Origin of the sequence: Agrobacterium larrymoorei (assembly GCF_030819275.1) — a bacterium.
Lineage (GTDB): Bacteria > Pseudomonadota > Alphaproteobacteria > Rhizobiales > Rhizobiaceae > Agrobacterium > Agrobacterium larrymoorei_B.
This window is the reverse complement of sequence record NZ_JAUTBL010000002.1, coordinates 186,690-212,210: the sequence shown is the minus strand read 5'-3', so window position 1 is coordinate 212,210 and position 25,521 is coordinate 186,690. Positions and strand designations below refer to the sequence as shown.

The window sequence follows — 25,521 nt, the reverse complement described above, 5'->3', positions numbered from 1 at the left end:
GGGACATGGCCATCACCGGAACGTCTTGCGCGGGTCGAAGGCATCACGCACCGCTTCGCCGACGAAGATCAAGAGCGACAACATGATGGACATGGTGAAGAAGGCGGTGAGGCCCAGCCATGGCGCCTGGAGATTGTTCTTGCCCTGGGCGATCAGCTCACCCAGCGATGGCGAGCCGGGCGGCATGCCGAAGCCCAGGAAGTCGAGCGATGTGAGCGTGGTGATCGAGCCGGACAGAATGAAAGGCAGGAAGGTGAGTGTTGCGACCATGGCGTTTGGCAGCAGATGCCGGAACATGATGGTGGCGTTGCCGACCCCAAGTGCGCGGGCGGCATTTACATATTCGAAATTGCGTGCCCTCAGGAATTCGGCACGGACCACCCCGACGAAGCCAACCCAAGAAAAGAGCAGCATGATGCCGAGCAGCACGAAGAAACCGGGCGGCAAGATCGCGGCGATGATCAGCAGGATGTAGAGCACCGGCATGGACGACCATATCTCAATAAAGCGCTGCATCAGGAGGTCGGTCCAGCCGCCGAAGTAACCCTGCACAGCGCCTGCTGTCACACCGACGATGGCCGAGCAGATGGTGAGCGCCAGACCGAAGAGGACCGAGATGCGGAAGCCGTAAATGATACGCGCTGTGACGTCGCGGGCCTGGTTATCAGTCCCGAGCCAGTTGAGATTGCCAAGCGTACAGCCGGGATCGGCCGCGCCTTGCGGATAGCCGGAGCAACGCTCCTCCTTGGTCATCAACCAGAAGGGTGGCGTGGGGGCCGAATGGGGAATGTTGGAATTGACCGTCTGGTAGGAATAACGGATTGGAGGCCAGATCATCCAGCCATTGGCGTTGATCTCATCCTGGATATAGGAAGACTTGTAATCGGTCTGCGCCAAGAAGCCGCCGAACTTTTCTTCCGGGTAATCGACCAGCACGGGAACCAGAAGCTCGCCCTTATAGGAGGCGAGGATCGGCTTGTCGTTCGCGATGAACTCAGCGCAGAGGCTGAGGCCGAAAAGCACGAGAAAAAGCCAGAAGGACCAGTAGCCGCGCCGATTGGCCTTAAAATTCTGCCAACGGCGAATGCTCGTCGGCGAAAAGAACGGACGCTTGTGCGGAGGCATTGCTTCGGACGCGGGTGTTGTTGCGGGCGTAGAGGCAGTCATCACACGTCCCTCCGCTCAAAGTCGATGCGCGGATCGATCCAAGTATAGATCAGGTCGGAAATCAGGCCGACGACAAGTCCCATGAGCGAGAAGATAAAAAGGGTACCGAATACGATCGGGTAATCGCGATTGACGACCGACAGATAGCCAAGGCGGCCAAGGCCATCCAGCGAGAAAATGTTTTCGATCAAAAGCGAGCCGGTGAAAAAGGCGGAGATGAAGGCGCCCGGGAAGCCCGCGATGACGATCAGCATCGCATTGCGGAAGACGTGGCCATAGAGCACCTTTCGTTCCGAAAGACCCTTGGCGCGCGCGGTCACCACATATTGCTTCTTGATCTCATCGATGAAGGAGTTCTTGGTCAGGAGTGTGGTGGTGGCGAAAGCCGAAAGCACGAGAGCCGTCAGCGGCAGCGTCAGGTGCCAGAAGTAGTCGATGATCTTCTGCCACCAAGTCAACTCGGCGAAGTTATCGGATGTGAGGCCCCGCAGGGGAAACCAGTCAAAGAAGGAGCCGCCGGCAAAGACCACGATCAACAATATGCCGAAGAGGAAGCTCGGCACCGCATAACCAACGATGACGATGCCGGAGGTCCAGACATCGAATTTGGAGCCATCTTCCACTGCCTTCTTGATGCCAAGGGGAATGGAAATGGCATAGGAAATGATCAGGATCCAGAAGCCGAGCGAGATAGAGACAGGCATCTTGTCGATGATGAGATCGATGACGGAAGAGTTTCTGAAGAAGCTATCGCCGAAGTCGAAGCGAATGTAGTTCCACATCATCTCCAGAAAGCGCGTCAGCGGTGGCTTGTCGAAGCCGAACTGCTTTTCGAGCTTGGCGATCAGTTCGGGATCGAGACCCTGAGCGCCACGATATTTCGACCCGCTTTCATCGACACCACCGCCACCCATGAGGTCGCCACCGCCGGAGAGGCGATCAGCAGCGCTATCGCCGGAACCGGACAATTGAGCGATGACCTGTTCGACGGGGCCGCCCGGCGCAAACTGAATGACGAGGAAGGAAATACCCATGATGCCGATAATGGTCGGTATCATCAGCGCCAGACGCCGCAGAATATAGGCTCCCATTAGAGTTCACACTCCGTGCAAGCGCGCTCGGCTGTCATCCCCACTGTCAAACCGTTTCCTTTCTCGGCAAGCGACGCATATCGCCAGCCCAATGATTCGTCTTCATGCATGTGAATCAAGGCTTGGGCTATAAAGCAAGACCAAGCTCATTTTGCCGCACTGGCCGACCACCAGGCTTCAGGGAAACCAACGCCGTAATAGGGCAATTCCGTGGGGCGAACGATCGTATTCCAGTAAGCGACCGTCATCTCGCCGCGGTAGAATTGCGGGATGACGTAGTTGCCCGCCAGTAGAACCCGATCCAGCGCCTTGACGGCGGCGACCTGATCCTCACGGTTGGGAGCAAAGATAATCTCACGGATGATCTTGTCGATCGCAGGATTGCTAATGCCGGCGAAGTTTTTCGAGCCTTGGCGGTTGGCTGCGGCCGAACCCCAATAATCGGCTTGTTCATTACCGGGATTAGAGGTTTGAGCCCAAAGATTGACGATCATGTCGTAGTCGAAGGCGCGTGTGCGATTGGTGTATTGCGACGAATCCACGTTTCGAACGGTGACATTGATGCCGATCTTCTTCAGGTTTTGGGTGTAAGCCAGGACGACGCGCTCCATGGCGGGAGAATCAACCAGGATTTCGAAATCGAAAGGCTGGCCCGTCTTCGCGTTGACCATGCGGTTGCCCCGCAACTCGTAGCCCGCCTCTTTCATCAGCTTGACGGCCTCACGTAAATTGTCGCGCTGCTTGGCAGGATCGCCACCAACGGGATTGCGATACTCGGTGGTAAAGACCTCCGGCGGCACGTCATCTTTTACTTCGGTCAGGATTTCCAGCTCTTTGCCCTGCGGCAAACCGGATGAGGCAAGGTCGCTTCCCATGAAGAAGCTATTGATCCTCTGATATTGGCCGAAGAACAGCGTCTTGTTCATATCCTCGAAGTCATAGGCAAGGTTCAGCGCTTTGCGGACTCTCGGATCCTTGAACTTGTCCCGGCGAGCATTGGGCACGAAGGCCTGCATGATACCGACCGAGCGGTAGATATTCGGAATTTCCTCGCGCTTTATCCGTCCGTCCTTGACGGCTGGAAAATCATAGCCGGTTGCCCAGCGCCCGGCAGAGTTTTCCTGCCAGAAATCCGTATTTCCTGCTTTGAAGGCCTGAAACTCCACGTCGCGATCCGTATAGAACGTATAGCTGATCGTCTTGAAGTTGTTCATGCCGACATTGACGTTCAGGTTTTTACCCCAATAATCGTCACGCAATTCGTAAGTGATCGTGGAGCCCGGCGCCACAGAGGCGATCTTGTAGGGTCCGGACCCCATGACCGGCTCCAATGTCCCGCGTGAAATGTCGCGTGGCTTTCCATCCGGACCGTTGGCCTCCCACCAGTGCTTGGGAACAACGAGCAGTTGCCCGATGATCTGCGGAAGTTCGCGGTTGTTTTTCTCGTCGAAAGTGAAGGTCACTTCCCGGTCGCCAGTCTTCTCCGCTTTGGTGACGTGCGTGTAGTAGGTCGCGAGCTGCGGGTTGAGGTCTTTCGCCTTTTCAAAGCTGAAAACAACGTCCTCCGGTGTTACCGGTTTCCCGTCGGCGAATGTTGCTTCCGCGCGCAGCCTAAACGTCGCCTTTGATATATCGTCTGGATAGGTCAACGCCTCTGCAAGAAGGCCATATGATGCTGAAAGCTCCTCTTCGGAAGACTTCATCAGCGTATCGAACACGACCCCGAGACCCGTCGCGGCCTCTCCCTTGGCAAGAAGGGGGTTCAGGGTGTCGTAGGTACCGGCTGTCGACAGCCGCAGGGCGCCGCCCTTCGGCGCATTCGGATTGACGTAGTCGAACCGCTCGAAGCCCTTCGGATGCTTCAATTCTCCGACCGTGGCGATGCCCACACGCCATTGCCCATCTTCCTGCGCGTGCGTTGCTGTCGAGGACGTGAAAAGCGATACCCCCATTGCCAGGAGCAGGAAGGGTTTTGCGCTTGCCAGAGCCATGGGCGGATTTTCCTTTCGGTGCGTGTTGCGGCAAAGCATAAGCCAAACAATGTCAAAAAATAGAGGCGCCACCTCACAAGCCGGTTATTCGCAAACATGCTTTCACCAAATTCGCGATCCAGCGTACTATCGCACAAAAGAATCAACCGGATCGCAGGCGGCGACGAATGAGATTAAAGACAATGACAGCGCGCAGGCTTTCGCTTATCGCTTTTTCGGTCATCTCGATGATCGGCGCAGATCTCGCCCCAGCCTTTGCGGAAGACCTGCCTGCAAAACAGGTTTTTGGCCATATCGATCTTCCTTCCGCAGGTCCCTCCAGGTCTTACGGTTCCTATGCAAAAGGATGCCAGTCCGGTGCGGTTGCCCTGCCGACGGAAGGCGAAGGTTTCCAGGCCATGCGTCTTTCCCGCAACCGGCGCTGGGGCCAACCCCAGCTCATCTCCTTCATCGAACGCTTTGGCCAGGATGCGCAGAAGATCGGCTGGCCGGGCCTCTTGATCGGCGATATCTCCCAGCCGCGTGGCGGCCCGATGCTGACGGGCCACGCTTCCCATCAGATCGGGCTGGATGTCGATATCTGGTGGCGCAAGATGCCGGACCACATTATGAGCGCCCAGGAGCGCGAGGATACGCCGTTCATTTCGATGCTCGACAAGAGCAAGTTCCTGACCGTCGACGACCGCAAATGGTCTCCACTCAACGCGCGGCTGGTGATGATGGCGGCAAGCTATCCGCAGGTGGAGCGCATCTTCGTCAACCCGGCCATCAAGCAGAAGCTGTGCCAGAGCTGGACCGGCGACCGAACTTTCATGGGCAAGATCCGTCCCATCTACGGTCACGACGAACACTTCCACGTCCGCCTCTCCTGCCCCGCCGGCGCGACCGACTGCAAGCCGCAGGCGGCGGTGGGTCCGGGCGATGGCTGCGACAAGTCGCTGGCCTGGTGGTTCACCAAGGAACCCTGGGCGGCACCCAAAAAGGACCCGAACGCCAAACCGGCGAAGCCGCCGAGACCAATGATGGTGTCAGACCTGCCAAAAGCCTGTGCCGCCATTGCGGTCGCACCTTCCGCCGGAAGATCACAGCCCGCGGTGCAAAGCTCCTACACCAGCCCTGCCGCTCCAACGGTGAGCGGCAGTGCTTCCTCATCCTCCGGTGCACCGGTTCCGCCGGCTGACGTGCCAAGACCTTCTGCGCGTCCTTCGATGAATTGATCCAAAGACGCCCGCTTTTCAAACTTGGAAGAGTTGATATAGAAGGCTTCAAATCGATTTAAAACTGCTTGGGGCAGATGATGGACAGCAAACGCTGCGTGGCGCTGATTGCGCATGATGAGAAGAAGAATGACATGGCGGAGTTTGCCCGCGAACATCAGGATGCACTCTCAGCGTTCCGGATCGTCGCCACCGGCACCACGGGCGGGCGTGTTCAGGATGCCTGTCCAAAGCTCGACGTCATTCGTCTGAAAAGCGGACCGCTTGGTGGCGACCAGCAAATTGGCGCCATGATCGCCACTGGCGATGTCGACATGCTGATCTTCTTCGTCGACCCACTCACCTCTATGCCGCATGATGTGGACGTGAAAGCCTTGACACGGCTTGCCACCGTCTACGACATACCGATGGCGCTCAACCGCGCGACGGCCGAGCGACTGATCGACTTCCACATCCAAAAATAGGCGCTCGCCGAATATGGCGATCATATCTTCAAAATCAGGCGGCTTCAGGAGCAGTGATGCCCAACGAGAACGATCATCTTTCCTTTCCGATCCTCATTGGAGACATCGGCGGCACCAATGCCCGTTTCTGCATCCTGCCGGACGCCACATCTGAAGCCGTTCATCTGACGACCGTCAAAACCGCCGACTATCCCTCCATCGACGACGCCATCAAAATCGCCGTGCTGAGCAACACGGCGATCAAGCCTGTCTCGGCGCTCCTTGCCGTCGCTGGACCGATCGAGTCCGACGAGATACCGCTGACCAATTGCCATTGGGTCGTCAAACCGAAAGAGATGCTGAGCAATCTTGGTTTGAGCGATGTCGTCGTCGTCAATGATTTCGAGGCTCAGGCTTTGGCGATTGCGGCACTTGACGATGACAATCGTGAGCTCGTCGGGACGAACCGTCCGGACATGATGGCCTCGCGCGTGGTGCTCGGTCCGGGCACCGGTCTTGGTGTCGGCGGACTCGTCTACGCACGGCACATGTGGTTTCCAGTGCCTGGCGAAGGCGGGCACGTCGATCTCGGGCCTCGCACGGAACGGGATCGTCAGGTCTTTCCGCACCTCGAAACGATTGAGGGCCGTATTTCTGGAGAGCAGATCCTTTGCGGGCGCGGCCTCGTCAATCTCTACCGCGCCATTTGCGCTACGGATGGCGTTGCGCCAACGTTCTCCGACCCGGCAGATGTCACCGCGCATGGTCTTGGCGGATCGAATGCACAGGCCGAGGAAACACTATCACTGTTCAGTACCTATCTGGGGCGCGTTGCCGGAGACATGGCGCTCGTCTTCATGGCGCGTGGCGGGGTCTACCTTGCCGGCGGCATTTCGCAAAAGATCATTCCCGCGCTGAAGCGTCCTGAGTTTCGCGCTGGTTTTGAGGATAAGGCACCGCACAGCGCGCTCATGCGCTCCATTCCGACCTATGTGGTCACCCATCCGCAGGCGGCGCTTGCCGGTCTCTCAACCTTCGCCAGAACGCCGGAGAATTTCGGCGTGACACTCGAAGGGCGTCGCTGGCAAAGCTGAGCTTCCAAGTAGAGGCTGGTCAAAGTCTGCCCTAATGGATATAGACGCCGGTTGAAAAGGCGGCCCAGTCGCCGGAACATCAAAAGGTGGATGAGCGATTGAAAACCGCCAAGTCACGGGGTCCTGTGGATGCCGACACAATTGCTGCAGTTCTAAAGCGCGTCTTCGCCGAGAATGCGCGTGATCATATCAAGGGCTATGTATTGGTCGTTTTCTGCCTGCTCATCGTAGCAGGATCAACGGCGTTCACCGCATGGATCATGGATTCCATTATCAACGAGGCCTTCGTCAACCGACGTGCTGATCTCGCATTTCTGATCTGCGGTGCCATATTTATGGCTTTCTTCCTTCGGGGACTTGCGAGCTACTTTCAATCGGTCGCACTGTCGAAAATTGGCAATAACATTGTTGCCCGCTATCAAAAGCGACTTTACTCGCATCTGATGACACTCTCGGTTGGTTATCTGAGCGAGTCCCGATCTGCGCATCTCGCAGCCCAGGTCAGCCAGAATATCGGCGGCATCCGCGATGTGATGAATTTGACCGTCACCTCCGTGGCCCGAGATTTCTTGACCTTCATTGCCCTGATCGGCGTGATGATTATCAAGGATCCGTTCCTCTCGATCATCATCGTCTTCATCGTGCCGCCGCTGGTTCTCGGCCTTCGATACATCTCCAAAAGACTTCGGGAAACGACAAGGGAAGCCATCATCCTGGGAAGTCGTGTCCTTGGGTCCATGCAGGAAACGCTGCAGGGTATCGCCATCGTCAAAGCTTTCACGATGGAAAAGCCGCTTGAGGAGCGTGTCTTCGCCACGATCGACGCTTCCGAACGACGTTCCAATCGTATCGCGCGGCTGTCCGAGCGAACTGCGCCTCTGACTGAAACAATCGCCGGCATCGCCGTCTCAAGCGTGCTCGCCTATGCCGCTTACCGCGCGATCTATGACAACGTTCCTCCTGGCGCTTTCTTCGCTTTCGTGACCGCCCTCCTGTTGGCTTACGACCCGGCGCGCCGTCTGGCTCGTCTTCAGGTGTCCTTGGAGCGTGCTGTCGTGAACGCGCGCATGATCTATGAGATCCTCGACATGGAGCCGGTTCAGCGCGAAAAGCCGAATGCGGTGCCGCTGAAGATCGCCAATGCGACGGTTGAGTTGCGCGATGTGGTTTTCTCCTACAAGGATTCCGGACCTATCCTCAAGGGCGTCAGTTTCGTGGCCGAAGGGGGGAAAACGACTGCACTTGTCGGGCCTTCCGGGGCGGGAAAATCCACCATCATCAATCTCGTACCGCGATTTTACGATCCGACCGGTGGCGAAATCCTGATCGACGGACAGAACATTGCCGATGTCACGACGCATTCGGTGCGGCTCAATCTGGCTTACGTTTCGCAGCAACCCTACCTCTTCGAAGGCACGATCCGCGACAATATCCGCTATGGTCGCCCTGAAGCGACGGACGCTGAAATTGAAGAGGCTGCGAGACTTGCTTTCGCCCATGACTTCATTCTGGCACAGCCGCTGGGTTACGATACCCAGGTTGGCGAGAACGGCATGACCCTTTCGGGCGGCCAGCGTCAGCGTCTTTCCATCGCACGCGCACTCGTCCGCAATGCACCCATCCTGCTGCTTGATGAAGCGACATCTGCACTTGATACCGAGTCGGAAGCCGTCGTGCAAAAAGCGCTCGATACGGCCATGATGGGTCGCACGGTTATCGTCATTGCCCATCGTCTGTCCACGGTCGTCAAGGCGGACAAGATCGTGGTGATGAATGAGGGGCAGGTTGTCGAAGAAGGCACGCATGAGACGCTTGCGCGACAGGAGGACGGTCTTTACGCTCGCCTCAACAATCTTCAGGCGACAGGCGTTCGCGGACTTTGAAAGCATAGGGTGACGACATGAGCGGCAACGGCATGAAACTGGTGGTGGTTGGCGCTGCAGGCCGCATGGGACAGACCCTCATCCGTCTCATTTATGAGACGCCCGGCGTTCAACTTCATGCCGCAATCGAGCGGGAGGGCTCGCCCTTCGTTGGACGCGATGCTGGTGAACTTGCCGGTTTAGGTCCCATCGGGATTCCCGTCACCAGCGATGCGCTCGCCGCCTTCGTCAACGCTGAAGGCGTAGTGGATTTTACCTCACCGGCAGCCAGTGTGATCTTCTCCGGCCTCGCCGCACAAGCGCGTATCGTCCACATTATCGGCACCACCGGCTGCTCGGTTGAGGACGAGGAAAAGTTCAACGCAGCTGCGCGTCATGCACGTGTTGTAAAGTCCGGCAATATGAGCCTTGGCGTCAACCTTCTTTCTGTGCTGACACGTCAGGCGGCAAAAGCGCTCGGACCACAGCAGTGGGATATTGAGGTGCTGGAAATGCATCATAAGCACAAGGTGGACGCACCGTCTGGCACCGCTCTTCTGCTTGGCGAAGCCGCAGCACAAGGTCGCAGCATCAATCTTGCCGACCACTCCGTCAGGGTACGCGACGGCCACACAGGCGCTCGCCAGCCGGGCACCATCGGGTTTGCAACGCTGCGTGGCGGCTCGGTCGTTGGCGATCACTCCGTGATCTTTGCGGGTGAAGGAGAGCAACTGACCTTCTCGCACCATGCCGCCGACCGAAGCATTTTCGGGCGCGGTGCCATCGCCGCCGCACTTTGGGCTTTCGACAAGAAGCCCGGCTTCTATTCCATGCTGGACGTTCTCGGTCTGGCCGACAATTCATAATCAACCTGGAGAGTATTTATGAGCGGAACCCTCGTCCTCGTTCGTCACGGTCAAAGTGACTGGAACCTCAAGAACCTCTTCACCGGATGGCGCGATCCGGACCTGACGGAACTCGGCGTGCAGGAAGCCAACGCCGGCGGCAAGGCGCTTGCCGATTATGGTATCAAGTTTGATGTTGCTTACACCTCCTCTCTGATCCGCGCGCAAAAAACCTGCCAGATCGTGCTCGACAATGTCGGCCAATCCGGCCTCGAGACCATCCGCAACGAGGCTTTGAACGAGCGTGACTATGGCGATCTCTCCGGTCTCAACAAGGACGACGCCCGCGAGAAGTGGGGTGAAGAGCAGGTGCATATCTGGCGCCGTTCCTACGACATCCCGCCGCCCGGCGGCGAAAGCCTGCGTGACACCGGCGCACGCGTCTGGCCCTACTACATGACGGAAATCCTGCCGCGTGTTCTGCGTGGCGAAAAGGTTCTCGTTGCCGCCCATGGCAATTCGCTGCGTTCGCTGGTGATGGTGCTCGACAAGCTGAGCAAGGAAGAAATCCTGAAGCTCAATCTCGCGACCGGCGTGCCCATGGTCTACAAGCTGAATGCCGACTCCACCGTTGCGTCCAAGGACGTTCTGGGCGACATGTCCGCCGCGCATTGATCGTGTAAGGGCGGCCTTCCTTTTTTGGTCGAGGGCCGCCCGCCACCTAGTGCCTTAGCACGGCACGCCATCAGTTCGCCGTTCACTCTCTTCCGTTTAAGATCACACCATGAAATTCAGCATAGAACAGGCGGAAGATTTCGTTTCTTCCATCTTCGAGAAGAACGGCGTTCTGGCGTCAAGCGCGCGCTCCGTTGCGCGTGCATTGGTTGCCGCCGAGGCCTGTGGCCAGGGCGGTCACGGATTTCGGCGGATACCGGTCTATGTGGCCCAGCTTCATGCCGGCAAAGTGAACGGTAACGCCGTGCCAACAGCGACGAAGGTACGACCCGCGGTGATCTCCATCGACGCAGGACATGGATATGCTTATCCGGCTATCGATCTTGCGATCAAGGACGTTGTGCCGCTTGCCCGTGAACAGGGCATTGCGCTTGCCGCAATCGGTCGCTCGCATCATGCGGGTGTCATGGCTTTGACAGTCGAGCGTTTGGCCGAACAGGGTCTCGTTGCTTTCATGGTCGCCAATGCCCCGGCATCCATGGCGCCATGGGGCGGCATCAAGCCACTTTATGGGACGAACCCGATCGCCTTTGCCGCGCCGATAAAGGACGCCGACCCTCTGGTGATCGACCTCGCGCTTTCCAAGGTCGCGCGAGGCAAGATCATGGCCGCCCGGCAAAAAGGCACCACTATTCCAGATGATTGGGCTCTCGACGCACAAGGCCGTCCAACCACCGATCCAACGGAAGCGATCAACGGCACGATGGTGCCAGCGGGTGAGGCAAAGGGGGCAGCATTGGCCCTCATGGTCGAGATCATGGCGGCGGGCCTTACCGGCGGCAATTTCGGCTTCCAGGCCTCGTCTCTTTTGGACGATACCGGAACAGCGCCATCGCTTGGGCATACGATCATCGCGATCGACCCGACCATTGCCGGCAACGATGTTCTGGCAGAGAGGGTTTCGCAGATGGCAGCGGAAATCGAGTCTCAGGACAATGCGAGGCTTCCAGGCCGCCGCAGCCAAGGCATCCGCAAGCAGTCACTGGAGAACGGCATTACGATCGAAGACGATATTTTGCGTCAGATCGAAGCGCTCTGAGAACCGGCAAAAGTGCACGGTCTTTTAGGTCGACGTTTCTTTGAACAACACATTCTGGTCGAGAAGATAACGCGAAAACAGCGGCAGACTGGCGCCACCAATAGCGCGCGCCTGACCTCCGACCGCGCCCTCCCTGATATCCGGCACGGCCACACCTTGGAGATCATGTAGCGTCAGTGCGTCGCTTGTCGCCTCGACGATTCGCGAGCGTACCCATCCTGGGAAGCCGCCATCGATGATGACGGTGGAAAAATCGATGATCGATGCGGCGGCAATCACGGCCTGGGCGAGTGCGGCGCCCGTATTGCGGATCCACACTTCCAGCGGTTCACCGAAATCGATCCATTCGTCGGGCGAAAACCACAGTGGTTTGGGATCGATGCCTCTTTCACGCAGCATGTCTTCGAGCACGAAGATCGAGGCGATCTTGAGCAACTGAACCGTTCTGCCATCTTGCCCTTGAACCGGCAGTGGACCGATGGCACCGGCCGCCCCTGTCCGTCCCGAGAACAAGGCCGAGTTCAAGACGACGCCGCCACCAATGAACGAACCGATGAAGACGTAGAGAAAATCCGGATAGGCCTGGCCGTTGCCAAACACCAGTTCGGCGCCGCAAGCGCTCGTCGCATCATTCTGAAGAAAGACGGGATAGTCGACAGTATCGGCGATTTCCTGGCGAAGATCGACGTGGCGCCAGCTGTCCATCTTGCCTTCAGGTGCACCGACTTCTTTCGCCCAACTCCAGAGTTCGAAGGGCGCGGCGATCCCGACGCCCGCGATCTTCTCGCGTTCTGACGGATCAAGCCTCCCCTCCAGCTCGGCGATGCCTTGAGTCACGAAGGGCAATATCCATTCCGGCATCGGGTAAGGGTAAGTATTGCGCAGCTGCATCTTGATCTGACCGACGAAATCCATCAGCACCAGATCGACGCTGCGGCGGCCAATCTTGACGCCGAAGGAGTAAACCGAATCCGGATTAAGCCGCATCGGAGTCGAAGGCTGGCCGACGCGACCCCGGAGCAATTCGCCCCTGATCAGCAAGCCATCCTTTTCGAGCGAGCGCATGATCACTGATACAGTCTGGGCTGAAAGGCCGCTGCGCCTTGCGATTTCGGCTTTTGACAAGGCGTTGTGACGACGCACCAGAGAGAGCACCAGCCGTTCATTATAGGCGCGAACGCGAACCTGATTAGCGCCCCCCGTCAAATCGGTAGCCGCTGCAATCGGCGTCTGCGACATCTCCAGTGATCGCGACATCTTATCATCCTCCCAGCCGGTACGGGTTCAATCGCAACGGCTTCACTCACCATATCGTGCGCAAAAGTGTCCCGGTCTCCTCCCGTCCACTTCCGCCACCAAGGGTTAGAGCATGACAGATCGAATTAATAATTCAATTGGATTTATTTATTGACAGGTTGTTAATTTGGTGGTTCCATCGGTTCCAGTGGCGCCGGATCTAGGAGGAGAAGGGCCGCAGACCAGTCATCCAAATGGCTGTTTGTTTTCACTGGGAGGATCATATGAAGACAACTGTTTCCGCCTTTTTGGGCGCGCTTGCGCTTGGCGTTTCTTTCGCTTCGGTCGCATCGGCCGCCGATACGTCGGCATGCCTCATCACCAAGACCGACACCAATCCCTTCTTCGTCAAGATGAAAGAAGGCGCGACCGCCAAGGCAAAGGAACTGGGCGTGACGCTCAAGTCTTACGCCGGCAAGGTCGATGGTGACTCCGAAAGCCAGGTTGCAGCCATCGAATCCTGCATTGCCGACGGCGCCAAAGGCATTCTGATCACCGCTTCCGACACCAAGGGCATCGTTCCGACGATTAAAAAGGCACGCGACGCAGGCCTTCTGGTCATCGCTCTCGACACACCGCTTGACCCGATCAACTCTGCCGACGCGACATTCGCGACCGACAACCTTCTGGCTGGCAAGCTGATCGGCGAATGGGCCAAGGGCACCATGGGCGATGGCGCGAAGGATGCCAAGGTCGGCTTCCTCGATCTGACGCCTGACCAGCCGAGCGTCGACGTTCTTCGCGACCAAGGCTTCATGATCGGCTTCGGCATCGATCCAAAGGACCCGAACAAGATCGGCGACGAAACCGACCCGCGTATCGTTGGCCACGACGTGACGAACGGCAACGAAGAAGGCGGCCGCAAGGCCATGGAAAACCTTCTGCAGAAGGACCCGGGCATCAACGTCATTCACACCATCAACGAACCTGCCGCTGTCGGTGCTTACCAGGCGCTCAAGGCTGTTGGCATGGAAAAGAACGTGTTGATCGTTTCGGTTGACGGCGGTTGCCCAGGCGTGAAGTCGGTTGAGGAAGGCGTCATCGGCGCGACCTCGCAGCAATATCCGCTGATGATGGCGGCACTCGGCGTCGAGGCTATCAAGAAGTTTGCCGACACCGGCGAAAAGCCGAAGCCGACGGAAGGCAAGTCCTTCTTCGACACCGGCGTTTCTCTGGTCACCGACAAGCCGGTCAAGGGCGTCCCTTCGATCAGCGTCAAGGAAGGCCTGGCGAAGTGCTGGGGCTGATGCCCTCGATCACCATCTGAAGATCATGGCCGGGATCACTCCCGGCCAACTTCACCCAAAACCATTCGCTTTCGTAATACCCGGCTGACATTTCGGCGCCGCGCATAGATGTTTGGCGAGCGGGAGGAGGAAACATGAGCGGAATTCAAGAATTCGAGCGCGTGCTGGACGGGAGCGACAAGAAAGTCGCCTCCTTCGATCAGCAGAGCGTGTCCGCGCTCAAACGCGCCCAGCATTTTCTACACTCTACACCGGCGGCCGTGCCACTCATCGTCCTGATCCTGTCGGTTGCGATCTTCGGCATGACGATCGGCGGACGGTTCTTTTCATCCTACACATTGACCCTGATCCTGCAGCAGATCGCCGTCGTCGGCATTCTGGGCTCGGCACAGACATTGATCATCCTGACAGCCGGTATCGATCTTTCGATCGGCGTGGTGATGGTCATTTCATCCGTCGTTATGGGCAATGTGGCGGTCACCTACGGACTGCCCACCCCTATCGCCATTCTCGCAGGCTTTGTTGTCGGCGGACTTTGCGGCTTCTTCAACGGCTTCCTAGTGGCGGTGGTGAAGCTTCCCCCCTTCATCGTGACGCTCGGATCATGGAACATCGTCATGGCGACGAATTTCATCTATTCGGCGAATGAAACGATCCGCGATGCCGACGTGCAGCAGACCGCACCGCTTCTTCAGCTCTTCGCAACAAACTTCCGTATCGGTTCTGCCATTTTTACACTCGGCGTCATCGCCATGGTCGCGCTCGTCGCCGTGCTCTGGTACGTCTTGAACCAGACCGCCTGGGGACGCCACGTCTATGCCGTGGGCGACGATCCGGAAGCGGCAAAGCTTTCCGGCATTCAGACCCGCAAAGTCCTGCTCAGCGTCTACACGATCGCTGGCGTCATTGCAGCCTTCGCGGCTTGGGTTGCCATCGGCCGTAACGGTTCGATCTCTCCATCTGCGGCCGTGACCGACTACAACCTGCAGGCCATTACCGCGACTGTTATCGGCGGTATCTCGCTCTTCGGTGGACGTGGCTCCATTCTCGGGACGCTGTTCGGCGCCATGCTGGTCGGCGTGGTCTCCATGGGCCTCAATATGCTCGGCGCCGACCCGCAATGGAAGGTTATGTTGACAGGCTGGCTGATCATAGCCGCCGTCGCAGTGGATCAATGGATCAGAAAGGCAGCCGTCTGATGGCCCAGGATATAAACAGACAACCCATTCTTTCAGCCCATGGTCTCGTCAAGCGTTACGGTCGCGTGACCGCGCTCGACAATGCCGACTTCGATCTCTATCCGGGCGAAATCCTGGCGGTGATCGGCGACAATGGTGCAGGCAAATCTTCGCTCATCAAAGCACTGTCGGGCGCGATCCGTCCGGATGAGGGCGAGATCAGGCTGGAAGGGAAGCCGGTTCAGTTCAAGACACCGCTCGAAGCCCGCGATGCCGGTATCGAAACTGTCTATCAGAACCTTGCGCTGTCGCCTGCGCTGTCGATCACCGACAACATGTTTCTCGGACGCGAGTTGCGCAAGCCCGGCATTCTCGGCTCGGTATTTCGCAAGCTCGACCACGCGGCGATGGACAAATTTGCCCGTGAAAAGCTTTCCGAACTTGGTTTGATGACCATTCAGAACATCAACCAGGCGGTCGAGACGCTGTCTGGTGGTCAGCGCCAGGGTGTTGCGGTTGCGAGAGCTGCCGCCTTCGGTTCGAAGGTCGTCATTCTCGACGAGCCGACAGCGGCACTTGGCGTCAAGGAAAGCCGGCGCGTTCTGGAACTCATTCAGGACGTTCGATCGCGCGGTCTGCCGATCGTGCTCATTTCGCACAACATGCCGCATGTTTTCGAAGTGGCAGATCGTATTCATATCCATCGCCTTGGCAGACGTCTCTGCGTCATCAATCCGAAGGACTATACGATGTCGGATGCGGTCGCTTTCATGACGGGCGCGAAGGAACCGCCCCACCAGGATATCGCCGCATGACACTGACGCTTGCGGCGTTGACGGACGATGTTCTTGCACGTGCAGACCATTCCCCCCGTTACATCGTCGCCATCGCCGGCCCTCCAGGGGCCGGCAAATCCACACTCGCAGATGCGCTCAGAGACAGCCTGATTGCCCGCGGTGAGACTGCCGAAGTCCTGCCCATGGATGGCTTCCATATGGACAACGGTATCTTGCAAAGCCGCGGATTGATTGCCCGTAAAGGTGCGCCGGAAACATTCGATGTGCGTGGCTTCATCGATATCGTCAGAGCCGTGCGTCATGGTGGGGAAGAGGTTCTGGTGCCTGTCTTCGACCGCTCGCGCGAGATCGCGATCGCATCCGCAAGAGCGGTTTCAGCAGATACGCGCTTCATTCTCGCAGAGGGCAATTACCTGCTGCTGGACGAAGCACCGTGGGACCGTCTGAAAGACAGCTTCGACCTCGCCATTTTCGTCGGGCCGTCCTATTCGGTGCTTGAGCAGCGGCTTCGCGATCGCTGGATCGGCTACGGTCTGGATGAGCAGGCCATCCATGCCAAGCTCTACGAGAACGATCTGCCCAACGGCAAGCGCGTCGTGGACCATTCGCGCCAAGCCGATATCCAGATCGATATGTGGAACTGAAGCCTCTTTGGTTTGTGCTCAGCCGAGCGCCAAACTTTTTCATCATCGCGTCGTCAGTTTCAGTTGGGATTGACGACTTTGCTGGCCAATCTGAACGGGCTGGAAACCGTGGCGCCGACCGCATCCAGAACGAATGCGCCTGCGCGGGACAGATCATTGCTGCCGCCGCGCCGCTTTTCATCAAGCTTCGGCAACAGGGCGGCAAGGGCGGCGTAGCGATCGTGGTTCAAGCCATCGGATGAATCGAGTTCGGAAATATCGACAAACTGAACGCCTTCGCGTTTCGCAGCCTCGCTGATCTCGGGATCGGTGACGTCCAAGGCTCCGACCCGGCTTCGTTCACCCGCAAGCAGGGAGGCTGCCATCAAGGCGCGGTCATCCTTCGATACAAGTACGGTGAGTGGCGGATCGAGACGACCAACCACTTCGATCTGCTTTCGGAATACGTCGGTATCGATATCCGGTGCGGCGAGAATGACCTGGAGTTTGGCGATCACATCATTGCGGCCCTTTAGCCTGAGCTCTCGCAAGGCTTCCATGACCAGCCACGCGCCCATGCTGTGTCCGAACACGATGACATTCTTGCGGGGTGATTTTTGCGCCAGATCGATCAGCAGATCCGCCAGAGCATCTCGGGAGTAGGTCGCCGCTTCCTTGTCGGCCAGATAGCCCGTCACATCCGCCATGGACGGCCAGGAGAAGACCACTGGCACACCGTTGATATCCGCGTCCGCGGCCATTTGCGCTGCGCGGAACAAGGCCTCCTGATAGCTGTAATTATAGCCATGGACGAAAAGGCCTACATCCTTGCCGGATGAAACAACGCCTGCGAGATCGCGCTTGAATGCATCGTGAGACAGCACATCGCGATCGGTGACGACGAAGTCCTTCTTGGCATCCGGTTTTCCCGACGGCCACTCGATCTTGCCCTTCTTGTGATCGGGCGGGATGGAGATGTCGAAGCGCGCATAGTTCGGCACCTCGGCACGCCCAGCCCCAAATGCCAGCGTCTTTCCCGGCTCCTTCTCACGCGTACTGACCACATAGGCAGTGATACTCTTTCCCGATGTCGCCCGCGTATTGACGGCCTGCAGGACGTCGGCTCCCGGCCGTCCGGCGCAGGACCCAAGGAGGGCGAGGGTAAGCAAAAGGGAAATGACTCTGAGCATGAGATATCCGCTAAATTAGGCAATCATCGATAGCGACAAAATCTACAACTGGCAATCGGATGAACGCGAACGTAAACGTAAGATTATCAGGTGATGGAAGCGCTCCCTGCGGCGCTTGGGCCGCGGTTTTGGAGAAAGTCCGTTTCGATTTTGGGCGGGATGCTGTAGGTCGTAAGCCATGACGATTCTGGATATGGCATGACAGCCAAGGTTTTCCTGTCCCGGCTGAAACTCACCGATTTCCGCAATTATGCGGAGGTGTCGCTACGGCTGGATGAGCGCCATGTCGTGCTGACGGGCGACAATGGGTCTGGCAAGACCAACCTGCTGGAGGCCATCTCCTTCCTGTCGCCTGGCCGGGGTTTGCGCCGCGCCGTTCTATCGGATGTGACCCGCGTGGGCGCAGAGGAGACGGGTTTCTCGATCTTCGCCGACGTATCGGGCATGGATGGTGAGGTTGCGATCGGAACGGGCATCGATGGCGAGGGCGAGACCCCATCGCGGCGCCTCAGACTCAACGGTACGTCCGTCAAGTCCGTCGATGAATTGACCGATCACTTGCGGGTTCTATGGCTGACGCCCTCCATGGACGGGCTGTTCACCGGATCATCCTCGGATCGCCGCCGTTTCCTCGATCGCCTTGTTCTCTCGCTCGACCCGTCGCATGGACGGCGTGCAAGCGACTTCGAAAAGGCGATGCGCCAACGCAACCGCCTGCTGTCCGACGGTCGCTTCGATCCTGTCTGGCTGGATGGCATCGAGAAGCAGATGGCAGAGCTTGGCATTGCCATGGCCGTGGCGCGGCACGAGATGCTGGGTTTGCTGCGCGCACTGATCGAAAGCCGCTCCGGCAATACCAGCTTCCCCAAGGCCGCGCTCACCCTATCCGGCTTTCTCGACGATGAGTATCATCGACCGGCCGTCGATCTTGAGGATGCGTATTTCGCAACGCTCAGGGAAAGCCGTTATCGCGATGCGGGTGCGGGACGTACGCTTGATGGGCCCCATCGCGCCGATCTTTTCGTCCGGCATGCGGAGAAGGATATGGACGCGGCGCGCTGCTCCACCGGCGAGCAGAAGGCGCTTCTCGTCGGTCTCGTTCTTGCCCATGCGCAACTGACCGCGAATATGACCGGTTACGCTCCCATTCTTCTGCTGGACGAAATCGCCGCTCACCTGGATGAAGGCAGGCGCGCAGCGCTTTTCGATCTCATCCACGCACTTGGCGGTCAGAGCTTCATGACCGGAACGGATGCCTCGATGTTTTCAGCATTGCAGGATCGCGCGCAGTTTTTCACCGTGTCGCATGGCGGCGTGTCATGATAGGGCTTTGATCGATTGAGGTACCGGAGACTGGATCATGGATGCTCTTAGCCCCGAGGAAATCGAACGCTATAAGCGGCATATCCTCCTGCCCGAAATTGGCGGCATGGGGCAGCAGCGGCTGAAGGCGGCCAAGGTGCTGGTGATCGGTGCCGGCGGGCTCGGTGCGCCTGTGCTGTATTATCTGGCCGCCGCAGGCGTTGGGACGCTCGGCATCATCGATGACGATATCGTCTCGCTATCGAACCTGCAAAGGCAGGTCATTCACGATACGGGCACGATTGGCGAGCAAAAGACCGAAAGCGCGCGCCGCAGCATCTCCAGGCTCAACCCGCATGTGCGCGTCCTGCACTTCGAGGAGCGCTTCTCGACCGTTTGGGCGCATGATCATCTTGGTGGCTTCGATCTGGTGATCGACGGATCGGACAATTTCGACACGCGCTATGCGGCCGCGGATGCTGCAGAGGCGGCGAAGGTACCGCTAGTGACGGGCGCTGTCGGCCGCTTCGATGGCTCGGTCACGGTTCTCAAGCCCTATGAGAACGGTCCAGACGGCACGTTGCTGCCGCGCTACCGCGATCTCTTTCCGGCCCCGCCGCCAGAGGGCTTGATCCCGTCCTGCGCCGAAACGGGAATCATCGGCGCACTCACAGGCGTCGTTGGCACCACCATGGCGATGGAGGCGATCAAGATCATCACCGGTACGGGAGAGCCACTGGTCGGCCGGCTGCTGCTTTACGATGCGCTCGCCGCCCGTTTCGAAACCGTTCGCTACAAGAGGCGCCAGGCAGCATGACTACAATCGTTCAGATCGACGACACTTTCGACCGCATCGATGAATTACTGGCGCTCATCATGTCCTCCTTCGCCTATATGGATGGCGTGATCGACCCGCCTTCCTCCGCCCACCGCCTGACGCCGGATAATCTGCGTCAAAAGATCCGGGATGAGATTGCCTTTGTCGCGCTCGACGACGGCGACGTGCTCGGGTGTATTTTCTGTAGACCGGAGGCCGCGTCGCTCTATGTGGGCAAGCTTGCCGTTTCACCGGCGGCGCAGGGTCGTGGGATTGGAAAGGCGTTGCTAAGAAAGGCGGAAGAGACGGCGCACAGGCTGTCGCTGCCAAGCCTGCGGCTGGAGACCAGGATCGAGCTTATCAACAATCACCGGCAGTTTTCGTCCTGGGGCTTCGTCAAGACGGCCGAGAATTCGCATGCGGGCTACGAGCGGGTCACCTCCATCGAAATGACGAAGCAGCTGCCTCGTTAAGCCCTGCCCGGCAGCACCCGGTTCGGCGGTCTGTGGCCGTCATAAAAGGCGCGGATGTTGATGATCACCTTGTCGCCCATGTCGATGCGGCCTTCGATGGTGGCCGAACTCATATGCGGCAAGAGCACGACCCTGCCCTCCTTGGCAAGCTTGATGAGCTTTGGATTGACGGCAGGCTCGTTCTCGAACACATCGAGGCCTGCACCGGCAATCTTGCCCTGGCGCAGGCACTCGATCATCGCCGCCTCATCGATGATATCGCCGCGCGCGGTGTTGACGATGTAGCTGGTCGGCTGCATTAGCGCGAGGCGGCGCGCCGAAATCAGGTGATAGGTCGCGGGCGTCGAAGGGCAGTTGACGGAAACGATATCGACGCGTGCCAGCATCTGGTCGAGGCTGTCCCAATAGGTCGCCTCAAGTTCCGCTTCCGTGGCCGGACTGACACGCTTGCGATTGTGGTAATGGATCGAGAGACCAAAGGCTTTGGCGCGGCGGGCGACTGCGGTACCAATGCGGCCCATGCCGACGATGCCGATGCGCTTGCCCGACAGGCGACGACCGAGCATCCAAGTCGGCGACCAGCCGCGCCAATCTTCCGAGCCATTGGCAAGCACGCGCGTGCCCTCGACAAGGCGGCGGGGAACGGCGAGCACCAGCGCCATCGTCATGTCGGCGCTGTCTTCAGTCAAAACGTTCGGCGTATTGGTGACGGTGATGCCCTTGCGCGCCGCCGCATCCACATCGATATGGTCGATGCCGTTGGAAAAACCTGCGATCAATTTCAGTTGAGGACCGGCCTGCTCGATCATCGACGCGGTGATGCGATCGGTTACAGTGGGCACCAGAACGTCGACGCGCTGCATGGCGGCCAGAAGTTCGGCCTCCGTGCGGGGTGCGTCTTCGATATTCAATTCAGCCTCGAACAGTTCGCGCATGCGGGTCTCGACCAGATCCGGCAGTTTTCGGGTCAAATAGACGGTCGGTCTCTTCTTGTTCGTCATTGTCTGCAGGCACCTTGTTCAGAGGTCGTTAACCAGAAAGAGCGATAATTTGTTCATCAAGGGCGTTTCTACCAGACCCACCGGCGAAGACAAACAAATCTCGCATGTTGCGTCTTCTGCGGCAGGACTGGGGCGCCCCTTAAACGTCATTCTCTTGTTTCACGGAAACGGTCAAACGACATGCGTAGCTTTGTCTCCATCCTCTGCATTGCATTGTCATTCGGTTTTCTTCATGCCGCTGCTACACCGGCTTTCGCACAGGGCGCCGCAAAGGGTGCCAGCGGACTGCCGCTGCCGCGCTTCGTCAGCCTGAAATCCAAGCGCGTCAATATGCGCATCGGTCCAAGCACCGATTACGCCGTCTCCTGGATGTATATGAAATCCGGCATGCCGGTGGAGATTATTCAGGAATATGAAAACTGGCGCCGGATTCGCGATGCCGACGGCACCGAGGGCTGGGTAAACCAGGCGCTGCTTTCGGGTGAAAGAACTGCGGTGGCAGCACCGTGGATGCGCGGCAAGGGCAAGGAAGTGTTTGTCAATATGCGCCGCGAGCCACAATCGAGTGCTTCGGTCGTGGCGAAGCTCGAGCCTGGCGTGCAGATCCGGATCGGCGAGTGCAATGGTGACTGGTGCAAGGCGGAAGCCGGTCAGGTGGGCGGCTGGGTGTCGCAGGGCGAAATCTGGGGCGCCTATCCCGGCGAAGCCTTCAAGTAATCAACACGAATGAAAGACCGTGCGCCCTTGATGGACGCACGGGATAATCGGAAACAATCCTATAGAAGACCGTGCTTCTCAGCCAGCGCCTTTAGCGACGACATTGGGCGCGGTCCGATCTGCTGAATGACGGCGGCGGCCGCAAGGCAACCGAGCTTGCCGCTATCTTCCAGAGAACGGCCCTGCGTGTAGCCGAAGAGGAAGCCGGAGGCGAAGAGATCGCCGGCACCCGTCGTGTCGACGACATCGAAAACCGGATAGGCATCGACCTTTACCCGCTCCGTGCCGCGTACGATCATTGCACCTTCTTCGCTCATCGTCACGGCGGCGATCTTGCAGTCCTGAGCGATCCTGGTCAGCGCCAGATCGAAGTCTTCGGTTTCGTAGAGCGACAGCGCTTCCTGCTTGTTGGCGAAGACGATGTCGACAGTGCCCGAGCGCATCAGATCGAGGAACTCGTCGCGGTAACGGCCGACACAGAAGCTGTCGGAGAGCGTCATGGAAACCTCGCGACCATTCTCGTGGGCGATGCGGGCGCAATCGCGGATCGCATCCTTGGCGCGCGGCGGATCCCAGAGATAGCCCTCGAAATAGGTGACTTTCGACTGGGCAACGACTTCCGGCTCGACGTCTTCCGGCCCAAGCTCGACGCAAGCACCGAGATAGGTATTCATGGAACGCTCACCGTCTTCGGTGACAAAGATCATAGAGCGGGCGGTGGGCGGAAAGGTGCCGCGCGGCTTGGTCTCGAAATGGACGCCCTGAGCGCGGATATCGTGCTGGAAGATCTCGCCGAGCTGATCTTCGGCCACCTTGCCAAAATAGGCTGCGGGTGCACCGAAATTGGCAATGCCCGCTGCCGTATTGCCTGCACTTCCGCCGGACGCCTCCAGGGCCGGACCCATGAGCGAGTAGAGCAGTTCCGCGCGCTCCGCATCGATCAGGTTCATCGCGCCCTTGGTAATGGCGTTATCGATGAGGAAACTGTCATCGCAGCGCGAAATAATATCCACGATGGCGTTGCCAACGGTCAGTACGTCGAATTTTGTCATGAGCCTCTTGTCCGAGCCGCACCGACCCGGTGCGTTATCCGGAACTCGGTCTTAAAGATTTCTGCCGACAAGAAAAGAGAAAAGGCGACTTCGCCTGCCTGCACCTTCGGGAGACTGGTCTTTGGCGTCATTTGCCTGTCATGAAGCGCTGCTAGATCATCAGTCGTTCCCGGCACGGATGTACTGACGGGGACCACAGGCTGAAGCGGGGACGATCCCCGCTTTTTCTGTTTTTGGAGACGGCTCCTGTTCCGGCTCATCATAGAAAATGGTTTGAGACCATTGGCCTTTCCTATACAGGGTAGTTCTTCCGCAGAACGCCGTGAAAGCCCGTCTCCATGTATGCTGTCGCCGTCAATGTCGCCCCGATCTTTCTGCTCATTCTGATCGGTTGGCTGACGGTGAAGGCGAGGCTGTTCAAGGCCGACGCGAGCGATGTGTTGAGCGACTTCGTTTTCAAGATTGCCGTGCCGACGCTGATCTTCCGTACGCTGGCGGAAGCTGATTTCCACGGCGCTTCGCCATTCAAGCTCTGGATCACCTATTTCACCGGCGTCGCGATCACCTGGGCTGCGGGCCAGATGGTGACCACCTACATCTTCAAGCAGGATTTGCGCGTCAGCGTCATCGCCGGTATCTCATCGGCCTTCGCCAACAATATCTTTATCGGACTGCCACTCGTCAGCCGCTCCGTCGGCAATGACGGGATCGTGGCGATTTCCATTCTGCTGGCCATCCATCTTCCGATCATGATGATTGCCGGAACGATCCTGATGGAAAATGCCACACATAAGGTGGTGGGCGGCGAAAGAAGAAGCACCCTGACTGTATTAAGACAGGTGGGCCGCAATCTCGCGACCAATCCCTTGGTGATCGCGCTTATTCTAGGGCTCTGCTTCAACATGATCGGCGCACCGATGCCCGTCGTCTTCACCACGGTCATCGACCAGATTGCCGCTATGGCCGGACCCGCAGCCTTGATTTCATTGGGAATGGCGCTGACCAAATATCCGGTGCGCGGAAACCTGCACATCGCAGCCACCGTCACCGCATTCAAGCTCTTGCTCCTACCGGCCTGCGTTTGGGCGACGGCGCACCTGCTCGGCCTCAACCCCGCCTGGACATCCGCGCTGGTGCTGACATCCTGCGTGCCAACCGGCATCAATTCATGGCTGCTGGCCAACCGATTCGGGATCGGACACAGCATCGCTGCCTCCACCATCAGCATATCGACGCTTTTCGGCGTTTTGAGTGTATCGCTGTGGGCGTGGTTGCTGAGTTGAGGCTGCAGCTGAACCACAGCCTCTTTTACCAATGATTACTTCTGGGCGCTCAGAATCTTGAAGCGGGCGTTGCGGCAGACTTCCTCACTCTTGCGGAACTCGCTTGCCAGCACCGGTTCATAGGGAAGGCCGCGATTGGCGACCATCAGCAGCTTGCCGCCGCTGCGCAGCGCGGTGGCTGCCGCCTTGATCATCGCCTGGCCGAGCGCGGGTTCGGCTGCCTGTCCGCCCGCATGGAAGGGCGGGTTCATGATGATCAGGTCGTATTTTTCCTTTGGCGGCTCGGCTGCAAGGTCCTGCCAGAAGAAGCGGGCGGTCAGCCGCGGGCAGTTTTCCAGAAGGTTGGTCTTGGCAAATTCGAGCGCGTTGTAGTCAGCCTCGAAAAGATCGATGCGCGCCGTGCGCGGCGACTTCTCCGCTAGCATGACCGAGAGATAACCCCAGCCGGCGCCGAAATCCGCAGCATTGCCATCGAAATCCGTCGGCATGCGCGAGACAAGCAATTCGGAGCCGTCATCCACGCGATCATGGGAGAACATACCGGGCATGGCCGTGAAACGGTTGTCGATGGTGACGGGCTTTTGCTCGAGCTTTGCGACCACAGCCGAAACATCGTCCGGTCGTGCAAACCAGATGGCGACGCCGTGATATTTCGGGGTGGATTCCGCTTCGATACCAAGCTTGGCAAGCGTCTTGCGCAGGGTGACGATGCCGTCCTCCTTGGCGCCTGCCGCCAGGATCAGACCGCCCGCGTTGACGCGCTTCAAGGCTTCCGCCATGCGGTTTTCATTTTCGCCGCGGTGCTTGCCACACAGGATCATGGCGGCGTCGTAGTCCTCTCCGGAAATCTCCGGTGTCACCTCAGAACCATGCGCTTGCAGCGCGCGAAAAAGGGGACGCAGGTTCTGAACCGCGACGATCTCGGCCTCGAAGCCTTCCAGGCGAGGCGCACCCGCTTCCGCGCCCAAGAACAGCACACGCTCGCCGGCTTTCGGCGCTGGCAGCATATCGGCAGCGAAGGGATGGAACAGGGTTTTGACTGCATCACGGCTCATCGGGAG

General features: G+C 58.5%; 24 protein-coding genes. 16 read left to right on the top strand and 8 right to left on the bottom strand.

Annotated elements, in window-relative coordinates:
• Positions 1-12 precede the first annotated feature (12 nt).
• From QE408_RS09590 to QE408_RS09580, 3 genes are all read right to left on the bottom strand, one after another.
• Complete coding sequence (locus tag QE408_RS09590; protein WP_306934748.1) at positions 13-1,125, bottom strand: ABC transporter permease; 1,113 nt, start codon at positions 1,123-1,125, stop codon at positions 13-15.
• 41 nt (positions 1,126-1,166) lie between these two features.
• On the bottom strand, positions 1,167-2,258 hold the full coding sequence (locus tag QE408_RS09585; protein ID WP_306930589.1) for a microcin C ABC transporter permease YejB: 1,092 nt from the start codon (positions 2,256-2,258) through the stop codon (positions 1,167-1,169).
• Between the two features lie 146 nt (positions 2,259-2,404).
• Positions 2,405-4,249 (bottom strand): extracellular solute-binding protein, encoded by a 1,845-nt coding sequence (locus QE408_RS09580; protein WP_306930588.1) that lies wholly within the window; start codon positions 4,247-4,249, stop codon positions 2,405-2,407.
• Positions 4,250-4,416: 167 nt separating this feature from the next.
• On the opposite strand from QE408_RS09580, the gene mepA reads away from it, so the two are divergent.
• From mepA to QE408_RS09545, 7 genes are all read left to right on the top strand, one after another.
• Entirely contained in the window at positions 4,417-5,466 is a 1,050-nt protein-coding gene (gene mepA / locus QE408_RS09575) for a penicillin-insensitive murein endopeptidase (RefSeq protein ID WP_373465532.1), read from the top strand.
• An 80-nt stretch (positions 5,467-5,546) separates the two neighbouring features.
• Positions 5,547-5,930 carry a methylglyoxal synthase gene (locus QE408_RS09570; protein WP_306934746.1) on the top strand — a complete coding sequence of 128 codons (384 nt, stop codon included), beginning with the start codon at positions 5,547-5,549 and terminating at the stop codon, positions 5,928-5,930.
• A gap of 56 nt (positions 5,931-5,986) precedes the next feature.
• Positions 5,987-7,003, top strand: a complete 1,017-nt coding sequence (locus QE408_RS09565; RefSeq protein WP_306930585.1) for a glucokinase — start codon at positions 5,987-5,989, stop codon at positions 7,001-7,003.
• Positions 7,004-7,101: 98 nt separating this feature from the next.
• Positions 7,102-8,886 carry an ABC transporter ATP-binding protein gene (locus QE408_RS09560; protein WP_306930583.1) on the top strand — a complete coding sequence of 595 codons (1,785 nt, stop codon included), beginning with the start codon at positions 7,102-7,104 and terminating at the stop codon, positions 8,884-8,886.
• A 17-nt stretch (positions 8,887-8,903) separates the two neighbouring features.
• Complete coding sequence (gene dapB, locus QE408_RS09555) at positions 8,904-9,731, top strand: 4-hydroxy-tetrahydrodipicolinate reductase (protein ID WP_306930581.1); 828 nt, start codon at positions 8,904-8,906, stop codon at positions 9,729-9,731.
• Positions 9,732-9,749: 18 nt separating this feature from the next.
• A complete protein-coding gene (locus tag QE408_RS09550) occupies positions 9,750-10,385 on the top strand; it encodes a 2,3-bisphosphoglycerate-dependent phosphoglycerate mutase (protein WP_306930579.1) in 636 nt (211 codons plus the stop codon).
• A 109-nt stretch (positions 10,386-10,494) separates the two neighbouring features.
• Positions 10,495-11,484 carry an Ldh family oxidoreductase gene (locus QE408_RS09545; RefSeq protein ID WP_306930577.1) on the top strand — a complete coding sequence of 330 codons (990 nt, stop codon included), beginning with the start codon at positions 10,495-10,497 and terminating at the stop codon, positions 11,482-11,484.
• A 24-nt stretch (positions 11,485-11,508) separates the two neighbouring features.
• Here the strand turns inward: QE408_RS09545 and QE408_RS09540 are convergent, their stop codons facing one another.
• Complete coding sequence (locus QE408_RS09540; protein WP_306930575.1) at positions 11,509-12,741, bottom strand: ROK family transcriptional regulator; 1,233 nt, start codon at positions 12,739-12,741, stop codon at positions 11,509-11,511.
• 263 nt (positions 12,742-13,004) lie between these two features.
• Between QE408_RS09540 and QE408_RS09535 the strand changes: the two genes are divergently transcribed.
• From QE408_RS09535 to QE408_RS09520, 4 genes are all read left to right on the top strand, one after another.
• Positions 13,005-14,027 carry a sugar ABC transporter substrate-binding protein gene (locus QE408_RS09535; RefSeq protein ID WP_062427164.1) on the top strand — a complete coding sequence of 341 codons (1,023 nt, stop codon included), beginning with the start codon at positions 13,005-13,007 and terminating at the stop codon, positions 14,025-14,027.
• 134 nt (positions 14,028-14,161) lie between these two features.
• Complete coding sequence (locus QE408_RS09530; RefSeq protein ID WP_062427165.1) at positions 14,162-15,226, top strand: ABC transporter permease; 1,065 nt, start codon at positions 14,162-14,164, stop codon at positions 15,224-15,226.
• A gap of 11 nt (positions 15,227-15,237) precedes the next feature.
• On the top strand, positions 15,238-16,020 hold the full coding sequence (locus QE408_RS09525) for an ATP-binding cassette domain-containing protein (RefSeq protein ID WP_306934745.1): 783 nt from the start codon (positions 15,238-15,240) through the stop codon (positions 16,018-16,020).
• Positions 16,017-16,646 (top strand): nucleoside triphosphate hydrolase, encoded by a 630-nt coding sequence (locus QE408_RS09520; RefSeq protein ID WP_306930571.1) that lies wholly within the window; start codon positions 16,017-16,019, stop codon positions 16,644-16,646. Before QE408_RS09525 ends, QE408_RS09520 begins: the two co-directional genes overlap by 4 nt.
• Positions 16,647-16,705: 59 nt before the next feature.
• Here the strand turns inward: QE408_RS09520 and QE408_RS09515 are convergent, their stop codons facing one another.
• Positions 16,706-17,815 carry an alpha/beta hydrolase gene (locus tag QE408_RS09515; RefSeq protein ID WP_306930569.1) on the bottom strand — a complete coding sequence of 370 codons (1,110 nt, stop codon included), beginning with the start codon at positions 17,813-17,815 and terminating at the stop codon, positions 16,706-16,708.
• A gap of 198 nt (positions 17,816-18,013) precedes the next feature.
• Between QE408_RS09515 and recF the strand changes: the two genes are divergently transcribed.
• The 3 genes from recF to QE408_RS09500 are packed head-to-tail and all read left to right on the top strand — an operon-like array spanning position 18,014 to position 20,407.
• On the top strand, positions 18,014-19,138 hold the full coding sequence (gene recF / locus QE408_RS09510) for a DNA replication/repair protein RecF (RefSeq protein ID WP_306930567.1): 1,125 nt from the start codon (positions 18,014-18,016) through the stop codon (positions 19,136-19,138).
• 37 nt (positions 19,139-19,175) lie between these two features.
• Positions 19,176-19,934: a molybdopterin-synthase adenylyltransferase MoeB gene (locus QE408_RS09505; RefSeq protein WP_306930565.1), complete on the top strand. Its 759-nt coding sequence runs from the start codon at positions 19,176-19,178 to the stop codon at positions 19,932-19,934.
• A complete protein-coding gene (locus tag QE408_RS09500) occupies positions 19,931-20,407 on the top strand; it encodes a GNAT family N-acetyltransferase (RefSeq protein ID WP_306930564.1) in 477 nt (158 codons plus the stop codon). Before QE408_RS09505 ends, QE408_RS09500 begins: the two co-directional genes overlap by 4 nt.
• Here QE408_RS09500 and QE408_RS09495 read toward each other — a convergent pair.
• Positions 20,404-21,408, bottom strand: a complete 1,005-nt coding sequence (locus QE408_RS09495) for a 2-hydroxyacid dehydrogenase (RefSeq protein ID WP_062427171.1) — start codon at positions 21,406-21,408, stop codon at positions 20,404-20,406. The two genes, QE408_RS09500 and QE408_RS09495, sit on opposite strands and share 4 nt — an antisense overlap.
• A gap of 180 nt (positions 21,409-21,588) precedes the next feature.
• On the opposite strand from QE408_RS09495, the gene QE408_RS09490 reads away from it, so the two are divergent.
• Entirely contained in the window at positions 21,589-22,125 is a 537-nt protein-coding gene (locus tag QE408_RS09490; protein ID WP_062427172.1) for an SH3 domain-containing protein, read from the top strand.
• Between the two features lie 59 nt (positions 22,126-22,184).
• Here the strand turns inward: QE408_RS09490 and QE408_RS09485 are convergent, their stop codons facing one another.
• On the bottom strand, positions 22,185-23,177 hold the full coding sequence (locus tag QE408_RS09485) for an adenosine kinase (RefSeq protein WP_062599160.1): 993 nt from the start codon (positions 23,175-23,177) through the stop codon (positions 22,185-22,187).
• Positions 23,178-23,515: 338 nt separating this feature from the next.
• Between QE408_RS09485 and QE408_RS09480 the strand changes: the two genes are divergently transcribed.
• Positions 23,516-24,460 carry an AEC family transporter gene (locus tag QE408_RS09480; RefSeq protein ID WP_306930560.1) on the top strand — a complete coding sequence of 315 codons (945 nt, stop codon included), beginning with the start codon at positions 23,516-23,518 and terminating at the stop codon, positions 24,458-24,460.
• A 35-nt stretch (positions 24,461-24,495) separates the two neighbouring features.
• On the opposite strand, the gene QE408_RS09475 is transcribed toward QE408_RS09480, so the two are convergent.
• Entirely contained in the window at positions 24,496-25,515 is a 1,020-nt protein-coding gene (locus QE408_RS09475) for a class I SAM-dependent methyltransferase (RefSeq protein ID WP_306930558.1), read from the bottom strand.
• Positions 25,516-25,521 lie beyond the last annotated feature (6 nt).